Origin of the sequence: Sphingobium sp. TKS, from assembly GCF_001563265.1 — a bacterium.
GTDB lineage: Bacteria > Pseudomonadota > Alphaproteobacteria > Sphingomonadales > Sphingomonadaceae > Sphingobium.
Window position 1 is genome coordinate 798,779 of the sequence record NZ_CP005083.1, and the last position, 14,422, is coordinate 813,200.

12 protein-coding genes and 1 pseudogene are annotated in these 14,422 nt (G+C 61.1%); 7 read left to right on the forward strand and 6 right to left on the reverse strand.

Features of this window, described 5'->3' with window-relative positions; genetic code table 11:
- The first annotated feature begins 31 nt into the window (after positions 1–31).
- Both K426_RS04075 and K426_RS04080 read left to right on the forward strand, forming a co-directional pair.
- A complete protein-coding gene (locus K426_RS04075) occupies positions 32–445 on the forward strand; it encodes an MbcA/ParS/Xre antitoxin family protein (protein ID WP_066554077.1) in 414 nt (137 codons plus the stop codon).
- Positions 442–1,176: an RES family NAD+ phosphorylase gene (locus K426_RS04080; RefSeq protein ID WP_066554081.1), complete on the forward strand. Its 735-nt coding sequence runs from the start codon at positions 442–444 to the stop codon at positions 1,174–1,176. Before K426_RS04075 ends, K426_RS04080 begins: the two co-directional genes overlap by 4 nt.
- Positions 1,177–1,247: 71 nt before the next feature.
- Here K426_RS04080 and K426_RS04085 read toward each other — a convergent pair whose 3' ends face one another.
- The gene (locus tag K426_RS04085) at positions 1,248–1,754 is read right to left on the reverse strand and encodes a DUF6933 domain-containing protein (protein ID WP_066554084.1); all 507 of its coding nucleotides are present in this window, start codon (positions 1,752–1,754) and stop codon (positions 1,248–1,250) included.
- Positions 1,755–2,137: 383 nt separating this feature from the next.
- Between K426_RS04085 and K426_RS04090 the strand changes: the two genes are divergently transcribed.
- The 3 genes from K426_RS04090 to K426_RS04100 are packed head-to-tail and all read left to right on the forward strand — an operon-like array spanning position 2,138 to position 5,789.
- Complete coding sequence (locus K426_RS04090; protein WP_066554087.1) at positions 2,138–3,307, forward strand: ABC-three component system protein; 1,170 nt, start codon at positions 2,138–2,140, stop codon at positions 3,305–3,307.
- The gene (locus K426_RS04095) at positions 3,304–3,816 is read left to right on the forward strand and encodes a three component ABC system middle component (RefSeq protein ID WP_066554096.1); all 513 of its coding nucleotides are present in this window, start codon (positions 3,304–3,306) and stop codon (positions 3,814–3,816) included. Before K426_RS04090 ends, K426_RS04095 begins: the two co-directional genes overlap by 4 nt.
- Positions 3,816–5,789 carry a DUF3732 domain-containing protein gene (locus tag K426_RS04100; protein ID WP_066554099.1) on the forward strand — a complete coding sequence of 658 codons (1,974 nt, stop codon included), beginning with the start codon at positions 3,816–3,818 and terminating at the stop codon, positions 5,787–5,789. Before K426_RS04095 ends, K426_RS04100 begins: the two co-directional genes overlap by 1 nt.
- A 225-nt stretch (positions 5,790–6,014) precedes the next feature.
- Here K426_RS04100 and K426_RS31170 read toward each other — a convergent pair whose 3' ends face one another.
- A complete protein-coding gene (locus K426_RS31170; protein WP_145907178.1) occupies positions 6,015–6,752 on the reverse strand; it encodes a hypothetical protein in 738 nt (245 codons plus the stop codon).
- Positions 6,743–8,098 (reverse strand): hypothetical protein, encoded by a 1,356-nt coding sequence (locus tag K426_RS04105; protein WP_066554101.1) that lies wholly within the window; start codon positions 8,096–8,098, stop codon positions 6,743–6,745. Before K426_RS04105 ends, K426_RS31170 begins: the two co-directional genes overlap by 10 nt.
- A 262-nt stretch (positions 8,099–8,360) precedes the next feature.
- On the opposite strand from K426_RS04105, the gene K426_RS04110 reads away from it, so the two are divergent.
- Positions 8,361–10,349 carry a ParB/RepB/Spo0J family partition protein gene (locus K426_RS04110; RefSeq protein ID WP_066554108.1) on the forward strand — a complete coding sequence of 663 codons (1,989 nt, stop codon included), beginning with the start codon at positions 8,361–8,363 and terminating at the stop codon, positions 10,347–10,349.
- Positions 10,350–10,516: 167 nt separating this feature from the next.
- A pseudogene (locus K426_RS30155) lies at positions 10,517–11,143 on the forward strand (ArdC family protein); the annotation flags it as partial.
- An 82-nt stretch (positions 11,144–11,225) separates the two neighbouring features.
- On the opposite strand, the gene K426_RS04120 reads toward K426_RS30155, so the two are convergent.
- From K426_RS04120 to K426_RS04130, 3 genes are read right to left on the reverse strand one after another with little or no spacing between them, the layout of a single operon-like run.
- Positions 11,226–12,218 (reverse strand): tyrosine-type recombinase/integrase, encoded by a 993-nt coding sequence (locus K426_RS04120; RefSeq protein ID WP_066554111.1) that lies wholly within the window; start codon positions 12,216–12,218, stop codon positions 11,226–11,228.
- Positions 12,215–13,156 (reverse strand): tyrosine-type recombinase/integrase, encoded by a 942-nt coding sequence (locus K426_RS04125; protein ID WP_066554113.1) that lies wholly within the window; start codon positions 13,154–13,156, stop codon positions 12,215–12,217. Before K426_RS04125 ends, K426_RS04120 begins: the two co-directional genes overlap by 4 nt.
- Positions 13,153–14,370: a tyrosine-type recombinase/integrase gene (locus tag K426_RS04130; protein ID WP_066554115.1), complete on the reverse strand. Its 1,218-nt coding sequence runs from the start codon at positions 14,368–14,370 to the stop codon at positions 13,153–13,155. Before K426_RS04130 ends, K426_RS04125 begins: the two co-directional genes overlap by 4 nt.
- Positions 14,371–14,422: the final 52 nt, after the last annotated feature.

A 14,422-nucleotide genomic window follows, 5' to 3' on the forward strand; every position in this document is an offset into this window, starting at 1 on the left:
TGCCATATATGATGCCATATGGAGAACTGCCATGCTGGCTCTGCAACCCGTTGATACTTCCGTTACCGCCTTCCGTCCCGATCCGATTACCCAGGATGAGGCAGCTGCCATGTTCCGGGCAGTCCTCAATCTGTTCGGCAAATGGGAACTGACCGACGAGCAGGCGGCAACCCTGCTCGACATGCCGGTTCGATCCTATCGGCGCTGGAAGGCAGAAGGGCCTGGGCGCGTTTCGCGCGATGGGCGTGCGCGCCTCTCCAACCTGATGGGCATCCACAAAGCGCTTCGGATCATCTTTTCGGAGGCAACCCGCGGCTATTCATGGCTCAGGGCGGCTAACGATGCGTTCGGTGGAGTTAGTGCTCTCGACGTGATGCTCGGGGGTGAACTCACCGACATCATGCGGGTGCGTCGCTACCTCGACGCCGAGCGCGGTGGCTGGTGAGCGGAATAGCGGATATCCCCGTTTCCCGAGTTGAGTGGAAGGGCGCTGTCAGGATCATCCGCAGTGCCTTTCCACCGATCGACCTGTTCGAAGATATCGCTGATCCCGCGGACTGGCCGCTTTTGATCTCGGCAGAGCAGAAGACCAATCCCCGCATCATGGCGACGATTGGCAACCTCGACCTCGTGCCTGCTGACCGCCGCGTCGGCGGCGGCGGTGCTTCCTACCTAATGGCGCCATTCACCCACGTCAGCACCGACCGGCCAAGTCGTTTTACCGACGGCAGTTACGGTGTGCTCTATGTCGGGGATAGGTTCGAGACTGCGCTGTTCGAGACAATCCACCACCATGCCCGCTTCATGAAACGGACAAAGGAAACGCCTGGCTGGACCTCGCAGTTCCGAGAGATCGCCATGTCGGTCGATGCGAACTTGCATGATCTCCGAACTTTGGCGGGGAATCCGGATCCGGCGCTCGATCCTGACAGCTACACCGCCTCCCAAGCGCTGGCGCGGCACCTCAGGGGCTCGGGATCGGACGGGATTGCCTACCCGAGCATTCGGAATCCCGGTGGAGAATGCGTTGCGCTCTTCTACCCGGACCGCGCGTCAAATCCGCTCCAGGGGCGACACCTCGACTATCACTGGAATGGGACGCGCGTCGATCTCGTGCGTGATGCCGGCTCAGGGGCTGTGTTCCGCGTCATCGACTTGCCCATCGATCCTGTCTGAGCGCATGAGTTGGGTTTCCGGCCAACTGCTGTAGGATCTCGGTGCGCACTGGGCAGCCAGCAGGATCATGCCTACGCACCAGCCTTCACAAGTTCATGGAGGGCCTTGTCCGGCGAAATCGGGCCCTTGTACAGTGGGCTACATGGTGTCTCCGCTAGCTTGGCGGATATCGCCAGAAGGTCATCATCTTCGCCCTTTTCATAGGCATAGGCGGCCAACCAAAACTCGGCCTGCCGAACGAACTCATTGAGGATGCCCACGACGCTCCGGTTCGCAGTTTTTGCGTACTGGACCTTGTCCATCCGCCAGACTTCCTGGGCAATGAATTCGCTTGGGGCGCCGTGCTCTTTCAGGACTAGCGCCAATTGCGCGGGAAATCGCCGAGCGAGTGTGGCCGCTGGGGCCAGCGGCATAAGCACTGGAAGCAGCGTTCGCTCAGAAACCAGCAAAGCCACTTGCGGCTTCCAGAACAGGATGGTTGCGTACCAGTTGCCCAGCACGGTGTCGCTTTGCCCAGCGGTAACGATATCCGGTTTGATCCGATTGAGCAGCTTATTCGTGCAATGAAGGTGGAACATCGCGGAACGGGATAGTGTTCGCTGTTCGGCACGTCCACCGACACATTTGGTCTCGCAGCGGCGATGTCAATTGCCGCCCAAGTGAGGCCGCCCCACGCCAGCACCAGAACCAGAACGGATGTACCTACCCAGACACGCTCTTCTAACTTGCTGGAGCGCCCGACAGCAATCCGCACCAATGTGAGGCACCCAGCAATGGCCTAGTCAATTCCGCAAGCGCCATTTCAGTCGTTGTTCGCGAGATTTAACAGGACGAATTTCCATCGCCGTTGAAGAAAGCAGATCGTCACAACTTACATCGGGAAGGCCCACACCCAGATTAGCCATGTTCTCTTGACCTTGCAGGGCAACTTCAACAGCATGGCGCACAAGGGGGTAAGCGGATGAATGCGGAGATGAAACCTGCCAAGCACAGCGCCGCTGGGCAATATCTAGGCTTTGCCTTGCAGCCAGTGCGGGTCTTTTATCATCTGCTGACAAGCCCGAAAGGCGCTAAGGTATCTCTGGAGTTCAAGGACGACGTTGCGGTCCATCATGCGGACGGCACGCTGTTGCTGGAGCAGACCAAGAGTGCGCTCCGGCAAAACCCGGTGTCTGACTGGGCCAGCGATCTCTGGAAAACGTTCGAGAACTGGCGAGCCATGCTAGTCGGCAAAGAGATCGATGCGGGCTTTACCAATTACCGCCTGTATGTGACGCCGCAGAAAAAGGGTGATTTCGTGCAGGCGTTGTCGGCGGCTGACGACGTCGCTACCGCCGAGGCTGCGTTGAAGGTCGTTCGGACCAAGCTGGCGAAACTGAAGACGGTGCCTAGTTGCGCCGAGTATCTCCAGCCGTTTCTCGATGCGCCTGTCGAACAGCAGATGGCGATCGTGACGCGGTTTGCACTGGAGTCGGAAGGGGCAGATCCCCTCGATGTGATCCGGGCCGTTCTCTTACCGGTCATCAGCGAGAACCAAATCGACGTCCTTATTAAGTCCGGTATCGGACAGGCCAAGCAGGCGCTCGACCGTCTCATTCAGCGGGGCGAGCGTCCGATACTGGATGCAGACGCCTTCCGGCGCGATTTTCACGCGTTCGTCCGGCAAAACAATATGCCTGGCCTGCTCACGTCGTTCGGCGGTGTGCCAAGCGACGACCTGGTGGCCGACATCGCCTCAACTAGGCCGACCTTCATCCGGCAGCTCGAGCTCATCGAAGCCAATGACGAAGAGCGACTGCGTGCCGTCAGCGACTATCTGCGGGCTTCGGCTGACAAGGCCGACTGGGCTGATCGCGGCGTGATCTTTCCCGGCAGCCTCGATACCTGGGACGATGATCTTGCTAGGCGGCATGCCATGATCCGGGGCGATATCTCAGATCTTCATTCTGCCCGATCTGCAGCGGTTCAGGGGCGGCTGGTCTACCGTCAGTGCGCCCAGCATCAGGCCCCGCTCGAAGGGCGGGTGGTACCAGGACATTTCGTCCACGGCTGTTTCAATGATCTAGCCGATCGCCGCCGATTAGGGTGGCACACGGACTATGATTCGCTTCTGGGAGACGCCCCCGAATGACGGCCTTCGCAAGCGCAGACCTCACCGAACTCGACCTCGTTCAGAATCCTGCTATCGGTGCCTATCTCATCTGGAATTTCACGTTGGGATATCAGGAGGATGGTGCCGCCGAGGCCGCGCCGTTCCTGCTCGCTTTCCTCGTGCTGCCCATGCTCCTACACCGGCAGACGTTTGACGCCGTCACATCAACTAGGAAAGCATCCGGTCTAACCCTATTCGCAGCCAAGTTTGACCGCGAACGCGAAGCCCTAGTTGAACTCCACTCACGCGCACGATTGCTGAGGCAGCTCAGCCTCCAGTCGATCGGCGTCGCATCGACATCTCGGCTCATTCGCATCGATCATGGCTCCGCGCTGCTGCACGGATATCCGCTCGATCTTCTCGATGTGAAGAAGCCCTCCATCCCTGAACGGCTGAAAGGATTTTCGAGCGCTGCCGACAAGATCGGCTACTGGTTTTCCAAGCTCGGCCTTCCACAGATCGCCTCAACCTTGAGGATCGACTTCTAATGTATTTCCAGCTCCTCAAGTTGATCCTCTGGCCACGCACCGACGAAAAGCCCCGCGAGCTGGATTTCCATCCAGGCGTCGTGAACGTCATCAGCGGCGCTTCGAAGACCGGCAAATCCGCGGTCATTCCGATCATCGACTATTGCCTAGCCTCCGACAAATGCGCGATCCCAGTCGGCGTCATTCGAGAGAATTGCAGCTGGTTCGGCATCGTGATCGACACGGTTGAAGGGCAGAAGCTGCTTGCGCGCAGGGAGCCCGGGGATCAGCAGAGTACCGGCGACATGGTTCTGATCGAGGCCGACACGATCGAGGTCCCGCACCGGATTGAGGGTAAGGATAATACCCAGGGCAACGTTAAGAAGGTGCTCGACCGGCTGGCCGGCCTCACCAATCTCGGTTTCGATCCCGATTCCGACGCCGCCTCGCAGTCGCGCCCCAGCTTTCGCGACCTTATGGCGTTCACGTTCCAGCCGCAGAATATCGTCGCCAACCCTGACGTCATGTTCTTCAAAGCGGATACCAGCGAGCATCGCGACAAGCTGAAGACGATTTTTCCCTACATCCTGCAGGCCGTGACAGCCGAGGTTCTTCAGGCACGCCATGAGCTCGACCGGTTGAATCGGATTCTGCGGCGCCGTGAGATCGACCTGCGCGCGCTCGTGACGGCCGGAAATGCATGGAGGCTGGAAGCGACGTCGTGGCTCCGCCAAGCTATCGAATTCGGGCTGCTGCCGTCAGATCAGGTAATCCCGACTGAATGGCCCGACATCGTAGATCTGCTGCGCGGAATTGTAGCGTCCAATAGCGAGGCGGCTCATCCGACCATTGCCGGCATCGACGCTGCCCTGGTGCGGCTGCGCGAACTGCGCGACGAAGAGAGCAAGGTCGCTGCCGAACTTACGCAGCGTCGCCAGCGCTTGAGTGAGTTACGCCGTCTGATCGAGAGCAGCGACGCGTACGGGAGCGCACTGCGGATCCAGCGGGATCGCCTGTCGATCTCCGAATGGCTCAAGCAACTCGTCCCCGAGGATCGCCCCGAGGACGTCGTTGCGATTCTTGGTGAAGGCGGCCGCGAGAAGGTCGAGCAACTGAGCGACGCGCTGTCTGCGATCGAAGTTCGTCTACGAACCCATCCCAGTGTGTCCGATACGCTTGACAAAGAGATATTGCGTTTGCGTGCAGAGGCAGAGACCTCGCTGATCCGGCTGAACGAGATCAAGCGTGAGATCGGGCTTCTGGAGCGCAACTCACAGCAGGCTAAGCAGGCGATCGACCGGTTCGACCGGATGGAGCGTTTCCTTGGGCGGCTGGAACAGGCGCTTGAGCTCTACGACAAGACCGATCAATCCGCCGGACTTCGCCAGCAGATTGATGTGCTCAAGGCGCAGATCGCAGAATTACAGCGGCAAGTCTCGGAAGGTGAGATCCAGCGGAAGCTCCGCAATGCGATCGACAGCATCGAAGCGACCACCGGTCGGCTGATACCGCGGCTCGATGCCGAATGGCCCGAAGCGCCGGTCCGTCTGATGATCCAGGACTTGACGGTGAAGGTGATCCGCGGGACCCGGGACGACTATTTATGGGAGATCGGCAGCGGCGCGAACTGGCTTGCCTATCACGTTGCGCTTACCCTCGCGCTACAGACCTTTTTCCTGTCGCTGCCCCATCACCCCGTTCCCGGATTGCTGATCTACGATCAGCCTAGTCAGGTCTATTTTCCACGCCGGACAGCCGGCGATCGAAAGGCCGATCCAGTGACGTGGCGCGACCAAGACGTCGAAGCCGTGCGTAAAGTGTTCGCGTTGCTTGGGGAGCAGGTGGCAGCCGCCAACGGACGCCTTCAGGTTATCGTCCTCGACCATGCCGACGAGGATGTATGGGGTGACCTTGATAACGTGGTACTTGCCGAGCAATGGCGCGACCACGCGCTTGTCCCGCTCGATTGGCTTGAGCCCGATCGCCCTGAGTAGATTAGGCTGAGGGATTTTCTATAGTGACCGGCAGATGCCTCGCTCCTGCAAATAGGATTGGATCCCGCTCAGTCTAGGCCATCCCTCAACCGGTGAATATTGGCTGCTGCGGCCAAATCCAGCCATTACCGACCATTAAAGATGCCAGCAATGCAGTGGATGGAGGCCCTGGGCCTAACGATTCAGACTTACGTCGTTGGATACCAGCGGGAGACTAATCGGTTCCTAGCCGCTGTTTAGCACCACCGCCTTCGCCTTGCGCGGTCGCCTTACGAACTCAACTCCGCACTGACGGCAAAGCGAGCCTGTTCGATCGAGATGGGCCCGCCCCCGAATTACAAGGTGCGTATCGATGCTGCGCGGTGTCCAGCTCAGGTCTTGCCCCTCTACGTGACGAGCGATGCCAGCGCAGAACTGCTCGTATGTGCCGAATGGCCCTTTCAAACCGGCACATGCGAGGCCCGCTTTTGCGTACGAATCCATGATTGGAAATGCATTCGGCCTGTGGAAATGGAGATATTTCGATGCGAATGAAGCTTGGTTTCGCGGAGACCATGCACCGTCATCGCCCGAAATTGACCACCCGCGCGTCGCAAGCGCTACCTCTTGCACTAGGAGTCTGTGCGCTTCGACAATCTGCCCTATGTTCGCTTTCGAGAAGCGCTCAGCGAAGGCGATCGCGTTCAGCCGATCATCCAGCGGTGAATTCGCCAGACGTACTGCGATAGCTTGCGAAAGCGATCCCGGCTCGCGGCCTGAACCGGCCCCTCGTTCAGGCGCCGCCGCGTAAATGCGGCCGATCGCAGTGATCTTGCCTGCGGTCACATAGGGGTCACCATGCGCCGGGTTGTCTCGGCACATTGCGTATAGAACCTGGTTCTCGAATGGTCCGGCGGTCTCGGCATACCCGGTGTACGCTTCCCAGGTCGGCGTCAGCGCGATAGCGTCAGTTTTTACTGCCATTCGTCTTCATCCCACGGGTCGGCTTCGAGCCTATCTTCAAAAGCTGCCTGCAGATCCTCCGATGTCTGCCAAACGGCATCGTCTCCGAGGCCATCGAGCAACGAGCGCACAATCCGCGGCTTGCGCGATATCGTCGGCGTGGCGCGCCATGCCAGATCGTCGAAAAAGCTCTGGACGAATTGAGCGGCGACGCCAGGATCCTGCCAGACGTCGAACATGGGGGCTATCGTCATCACACGTGCGTGACGTGACAGGAAAGAATCCTTGGAAAGGCCGTCCGTCCGGGACTTCAGGAAGCGGGCAAACGCGGCGTCGCGATCGCGGATCGGCTTAGGCTCAATGTCAAGTTCGTGAAGATAGCGGTCCATTGACGTTATGTATCCGGAAAAGGCGGTATGGGCCGCCTGCTGTCCGGCTGGGTCGGCGAGCCGACGTCCGATTGCACGGAGCCTCTCCCCGATGGCCGTTTCGCGTTCCGTCACAGATGCCTGGATGATGGCGGCGTAGGCGGACGGCATCCAGAGACCGAACAGCGTATCCATTCCGTGGTCGCGAAAGCGAACACGGCTCGCGACATCCTCCATTTCGCTTGGATCCGTTTCCATCATCCCAATCGCGCTGCGCAGACCGAACCCAAAGCCCTCCGTGCGGGGACTGGCATGTTCTACTCCACTTACATCGCCGATACGGAGGTCGATTCGCCGACGATCTTCGGGCGACAGCTTGTAGGCGTCGAAAGTGAAGAGCTGCTGGTGCGGAGGCTTGTGGCAGAGAACCCCGTCTAGGAAGAAGTCGCGCATCGTAGATGGGCGTTGCCGACGAGGCACGGGATCATCGACCGACTGTGCGGCGTCGAAGACCGCCTGAACATAGTTTGAGAGTTCTTCGTGACGCCCGGATAGGCGCAGCATCAACTCGTGGCGGTCGCTGCCGGGATTCGCCGAACCGATGAACCAATAGGGGCGGGTAGTCCTTAGGAAACGAAAAAGCTTCGTGTGGAAGTGGACAGGAGACCGTCCGACAATGGCGATTTCGATCGAGCGGTAACCGATCCGTCGCAGCTCCCTCTGGACCCCGCGCATGTGCTCCCACACTTTTGGCAGGGTGATGGTCGCGTCGGAACCGACTGCGATTCGCACCCGGCAGTCCCGCCGCCGCGCCCGTGGCAGCTTTCGCAGCAAGTCGAGGAGCCATACGTGATCGTAGTAGCCACCCAGAATGGTGATCTCGGTCGCGTCGCTGGCGGCAGCGGAAAGCGCATCGTCAAGATCGACAATGCCTACGCCATCTGGCTCGAGATTAATCGCGTCGGGGCGACCGACGTATACGGCGTCACTGAGTGGCATGCAGTTTCATCGATCTTCCCTACTGTCGCTACGTGTTGAAGTGCAAATTAGCAGCTGAATAAGCAACAATTTTGGCACTCGGCATCGGGCGGTTCGTAACTGGGGGATTGAGATTTGTGCCGCGTTGTCTCAGCGATCGCCATCGTCATTGTCTACTGAAGGACCCGCGACAAGCGCATTAGAGGGGAGTGGGCTTTGCCCTGATTGAGCCATCTGGGCGTCGAAGATCGATGCACCGGGCTCACAATCAGGAGTGTGTCCCATGATCAAGTTGATTCCGCTGAACAAGCTCGTTCAATCGCCTCGTAATGTCCGCCGTCATAGTGACCCAGCAGCGGATGCCGAACTCAAGGCCAGTATTTCAGCCCGCGGCCTGCTGCAAAACCTCATTGTCAGGCCCGCCGCCAAGGGCAAGTTTGAGGTCGAAGCCGGCGAGCGGCGTCGCCGCGCCATGCTCGCGCTGGCAGACGAAAAGATCCTCGCCCGCGATCACGAAGTCACCTGCCTCGTGCTCGAAGACAGCGCTGAGGCCGCGGTCGAGACCAGCCTTGCGGAGAACTTCCACCGCCTCGCCATGAACCCGGCCGACGAAGCCCAGGCCTTTGCAACGCTTGTTACTGGCGGCGCGACGGTCGAAGACGTTGCGCGCCGTTTCGGCCTGACCGTTCGCTTCGTCGAGGGCCGTCTGCGCCTTGCAACGCTTTCGCCCGTCGTGTTCGAAGCGCTGGCCTCCGGCGAAATCACTCTCGACATTGCAAAGGCCTTTGGCGCGACTTCCGACCAGGAAATCCAGGCCCGTGTCTTCGAGCAGGTCTCCTCGGCCTACTACGCGCCCAATCCTGACAGCATCCGGCGCATGGTCCTCTCGGGGACTGTCCGGGGCAGTGACCCTCGAGCCAGGCTCATTGGCCGAGACGCCTACATGGCCGCCGGCGGTCGCATCGAACGCGAATTGTTCGATGACGATGACAGCGAATCCTGGGTCGACGTCGCGCTGCTCGAAAGCCTCGCGGCGACAAAGATGGGAGAGCAGGCCAAAGCCCTCGCCGCCGAGCAGGGCCTCGCCTGGGTCAAACCCACGCTCGATCCCTATGCCAGCCACGATCTGGTCGAGGGGCTGGTCCGGCTTCCTGCCGAACCGGCGCCATTGACCGAAGCGGAAGTGGCGAGGCTCGACGAACTCGATGTCTCCTATGACGAGCACGCGGCAATCCTTGAAGACGAGGACAGCGCCGAAGAGGCCGTGGCGGCGGCCGAAGCGGCAATCGAGACCATCGAACGCGAACGCCAGGAAATCCGGGCCCGGCCGCCCGTCATCGCGGCCGAACTCAAGGCCGAAGCAGGTATGATCCTGGTGCTCTCGCGCGATGGCACGCCGGTTCTCCAGCCGGTGTTCTACGGCGAGCGTCAGACTGAACCCGCTGAAGCCGACAGCGGGATCGAAGTCATTCCGGGCGATGACGGTTCGGACAGGCGCCGGACCACCTTGTCCAAGCGTCTGGTCGACGAACTGGCCATGCAGCGCCGCGATGTTCTGGCACTGCATGTTGCCTCTGATCCCGGGCTTGCGCTCGACGTCATGGTCTTCACGCTGGCTGATGCCGACACGCACGACTGGCGGGCGCGGGCCGCGACCACGCTGCGCGCGCCTGTTCCAGCAGGCCCGATCATCGGCTTCGAAGCCAAAGATGCTCCGGCCAGCAGCGCGCTCGCCGAGCTCAGGTCCAGTCTCGACGAAAGCTGGCGTGCGGGCACCGATGCGACGTCCCGATTCGACCTGTTCCGGGCGCTACCCAATGACAGCCGCGCCGCATGGCTAGGCTATGTCGTTGCCCGGTCGCTGGAGGCGAGCCTCAACATGGCGGGCGAGCGTCAGCTGCCTTTCCAGGACCACCTCGGCAGCCTGATCGGCGTCGACATGGCGCAGTGGTGGCGACCGACTGCGGCCAACTACTTCGACCGAGTGCCAAAGCAGGTGATCCTCGACGCGCTGACCGACGTCGGCGGTCTCGAGCTCTCCTCGCGCTTTGCCTCGGTCAAGAAAGGTGACCTCGCGATGAGCGCCGAGCGCGTCTTCGCCGGCACCTACATCACCGAGGTCGAGGTCCGCGAAAAGGCCCTGGCTTGGGTGCCTGAGGTCATGCGCTTCGCCTCCGCTGCGCCGGAGGCGGGCGAAGCCCACATCGACGCAGATGACGCTGAGCCGGGTGTCGACGACGAAACTCATACCCCCCGCGAGCTGGCTGCCTGACCTCCTCCTGACAGGCAAGGCCACTCGTACCTCGAGAAGCGGTCCTTCGGCTTACGCCGGAGGGCCGCTTCCTTTTTGGAAGCAGAGCAGAGGGGGCTCGGGGACCTGTGGCACTGACCGGCGAGCCCATCGCCGACTGTCCAGATGCCTCAATCAGGAGAACCATCATGGCCTATCGCAAGGGGCAAGGCAGCGGCTTGTCGCCAGCCACCCGCATCACCCAGGAAATCATCGCCCGTCTGGAAGCAGGCACGAAGCCTTGGATCAAGCCGTGGCGCGGTGTCCCGGTCTCCCGGCCCTTGCGGGCCTGCGGAATTCCGTACCGGGGCATGAACGTGTTCTGGCTTTGGATGGTCGCCGACATGTGCGGCTACGCTTCGCCGTTCTGGATGACCTACAACCAGGCAAAATCGCTCGGCGCCCAGGTCCGCAAGGGCGAGAAGTCGACCATCGCGATCTTCTACAAGAGCTACACCAAAGAGGTGGAAGCGCCCGATACCGGCGAAAAGACCGACGAAGCCCGCCGGGTGCTCAAGGCCTATCCGGTCTTCAATGCCGATCAGGTCGAAGGTCTGCCCGAGCGCTTTCATCCGGCCGCGACGTTGGAACTGGTCGAGCCTGACGGGCGCGAAGCCGAGCTCGACGCCTTCTTCGCTGCCATCCCCGTCAACCTGCGCCACCAAGGCTGCGAAGCCTATTACGAACCGACTGCGGATCGCGTCACGATGCCGCTGGTCAGCCTGTTTGGCGGGTTCGATCACTATTACGCGACGCTCGCCCATGAGCTGTCGCATAATGCCGTAACCCGGATTATGCCGCATGGCGTTGGCCAAGACCTTGTTTTCCGGCCATCCACCATGCGGCACCTCGGCATAATCAGAGCCCTTCGAGGAACGCGAGGAGATGATCGTCGGGCTGGAACCGGCCTGTCGGCACATCCGGAGCGGCGACGCGCGCGAGTGCCTTTTCTTTCAAGCGCATGTCGGCGTGGATGTAGACCTGCGTCGTTTCGACCGATTCATGACCGAGCCACAGCGCGATCACGGCCTGATCGACGCCATGGTGGAGTAGGTTCATCGCCGTACTGTGGCGCAGCGTATGCGGTGTGACCCGTTTTGCGCCGATGCTTGGGCATGTGCGCGATGCCGTCAGGCAATGCTTACGCACCAGATGTTCGAGCGCGTCTCGGCTGAGCCGTTCGCCACGGATTGATGGGAACATTGGCAGATCGCTGTCGCCATGATCGCCGATCCACGCCTTCAGGATTTTGGCCGTTTCCCGCCTGATCGGTGTGGACCGTTCCTTTCGTCCCTTGCCCATGCAACGAACGTGTGCACCGGTGCCAAGTACGACGTCCCTGTTTCGCAAGCTGATCAGTTCCGATGCCCTGAGGCCCGTCTGCACCGCGAGCAGCAGCAGGGCATGATCGCGCTTTCCCACCCATGTCGAGCGATCCGGTGCCGCCAGCAGGGCGGCGATCTCGCTCGCATCGAGGAACGTGACGGCACGCTTTACATAGCGCTTGTTGGGCATCGCGAGGATGCGCTGGCAGTGCAGCATCCATGTGGGGTCGGTCATCGCGACGTAGCGGAAGAACGAACGGATTGCGGCGAGCCTGGTATTGCGGCTGCGGGCGCAGTTGCCGCGCGTCGCTTCGGTGTGGGCGAGGAAGTCGGCAACCAGATCGACGTCGATATCTTCGACTGTGATAGCGACCGGTGGTTTGCCTAGTCGTGCGCCGGCATAGCGCAGCAACAAGCGGAACGTGTCGCGATAGCTCGCGATGGTATGACGGCTCGCTTCCATCTGGACGCACAGCCGGTCGGTGAAGAAGCGCTGGATCAGTGCGGGCAAGGTCATGGCGGTCATTGCTCAGCCTCCCCGCTAAGGCGCGTGGCGCGCGCCATCGCCAGTTCCAGCAGTTCGGGCACGGCCTCGATGTACCAGAACGTGTGGTCAGGGTTGGCATGGCCAAGCCAGGTCGTCAGCTTGATCATCTCGCGTGCCGGATCCTTGCCTGTGCGATACCAGTCGATCATGGTCCGAACCGCGAAGGTGTGACGAAGGTCATGTATGCGTGGTCCTTTCCCGTGCAGCTTGAACCGCGAGTATTCCCGCAGCCCGATTGTTCGACTGACCCGTGCGAAGCTGGCCCGCGCCGACCATTCGCTGAGCCGGTCACCGTTGCATCTGACGAAGAGCTGCCCGGGCGCGCGACCGAGCAACCGGTCACGTTCGGTCGTGTAGGCGGTCAGCCGGTCCACGACAGTCGGATTGAGTGGCAGCAGGCGCTCCTTTCCCAGCTTGCCATGCCGGACACGCAGCACTCCGGTTGCTGCATCAAGGTCGTCGGTATCCAGCGCCAGCGCTTCGCTGATCCTGAGTCCCGTGACAGCGATCAGGCCGAAGAAGGTCGAACATGTCAGCCCACGCATCCCGTAGGTGGAAGGCAGTTCACTGGCCGCTGCGATGATGCCCCCGATCTCGGCTTCGCTGTAGATGTATGGCCGTTTGCGCGTTGTGCGGTCGGGCAACAACCCGCGCGGCGGCGCTGCATGCGCCGGGTCGACACTGCTCAACCAAAGAGCGAACAGCCGCACCATTCCGAGCCGGGCAGACCGGGTGGATGACCCGGCAATAGGCTGGCTGGCGTCCCAGCGCAGGAACAGGTCGGGATCGACATGCTTCGCGCCCGTATCGTCGGCAAAGCGTATAAAGCGGCGCAGCACACGTTCGGAAGTCCTGAGGTCATAGCCGAGGCTACGGCGAACGGCGAGATAGCGGTCAAGCTGGCTGGCAAGGCTCATTGTGCACCTCCCGCCACTGGCCAGGGCTGGGCAATGGATCGCAAGCCTTCGATATCAAGCCGGGCGTAGATCATGGTGGAACCGCGCGACCGGTGGCGCAGCATGTCGCCGACCTCGTCGAGTGAAGCGCCATGATTTATGAGTTGCGTGGCAAGGCTGTGGCGCAGAACATGCGACCCCACATAGGGCGTGGCGGGCTTCTGACCGGTCGCATCGAGCGCATCCTTGATCAGGGCATTGACGATCTGGCTATTCTTGAACGGTCGATGCGGTGCTCGCTGGGTGACGAACAAGGTCCGGCAGTCGGTCGGTCCGCGTTCCTCCCTCAGGTACCGGCTTAGGGCTTCGCCGACCTCGGGGGTGATGGGCACACGGTCATGCAACTTGCCTTTGCCGCGCACCGTCAGTTCGCCTGAACGCCAGTCGATATCGCCAAGTTCGATCCTGATGATTTCCGGCGCGCGAAGCCCGAGCCGCGCCATAAGCAGCAGCATCGCGTAATCGCGAACGCCGTGCCGGGGATTTCGGCGAACCCAGTCGAGCACGGCTTCGACGCCTTCAGGCGGCAGATGCCGGGGAAGGCGCTTGTCGCGGGCCGTCGCTGCTCTGGGCACACTTAGGGCAAGGTTGGTCGCGGTGATGCCTCGTGCGAACAGGTACTGGAAGAACGTGCGCAGATGCGTCACTGCACTCTTGTCCCGGTATGGCCGCCCCCGCGACAGCAAGTGTTGAACGAACCCGACGGCGTCAACGGGCCGAAGGCCGGTCAGATCGATCATGTCCGCACCGAAGCGGTGGTCCATGAAGCGGTCGGCAAAGCGCAGCGTGTGGTAGATGCTGCGCGGACTGAGGCCCCGCTGTTTGGTGAGATAGGTTTCGAAGTCGGCCAGCAGTTCGGCGCGGGCGGCCTCTGCGACGGTCGGAACGGCCGGCTTGGCAACGCCGATCTCGATCAGGTGCGCGCCGAACTTGCGTCCCAGGCTGTAAAGGCGGATCGTTCCTGTGCTCTCCGGCTCTGCCGCCCGGCCCAGCTTTTCCGCAAGATCGGGCGTTAAGGCCGATGGTGCGACGCTGGCCTCATCCATTGCCAGTCCAAGTCTGCGGACCAGATTCCGGTATCCCTTGATCGTTTCGGGCTTGTAATTCGCCTCGGTAAAGCTGCGCATGAAGCTGTCGAGGTACGGCTCAATGCAGGTTTCGGTGATTTTCGTCATGGTTTTCGTGCTCCATAGTGTTGGAGCGCGATCCGGGCCTTGTCGTCGCCCT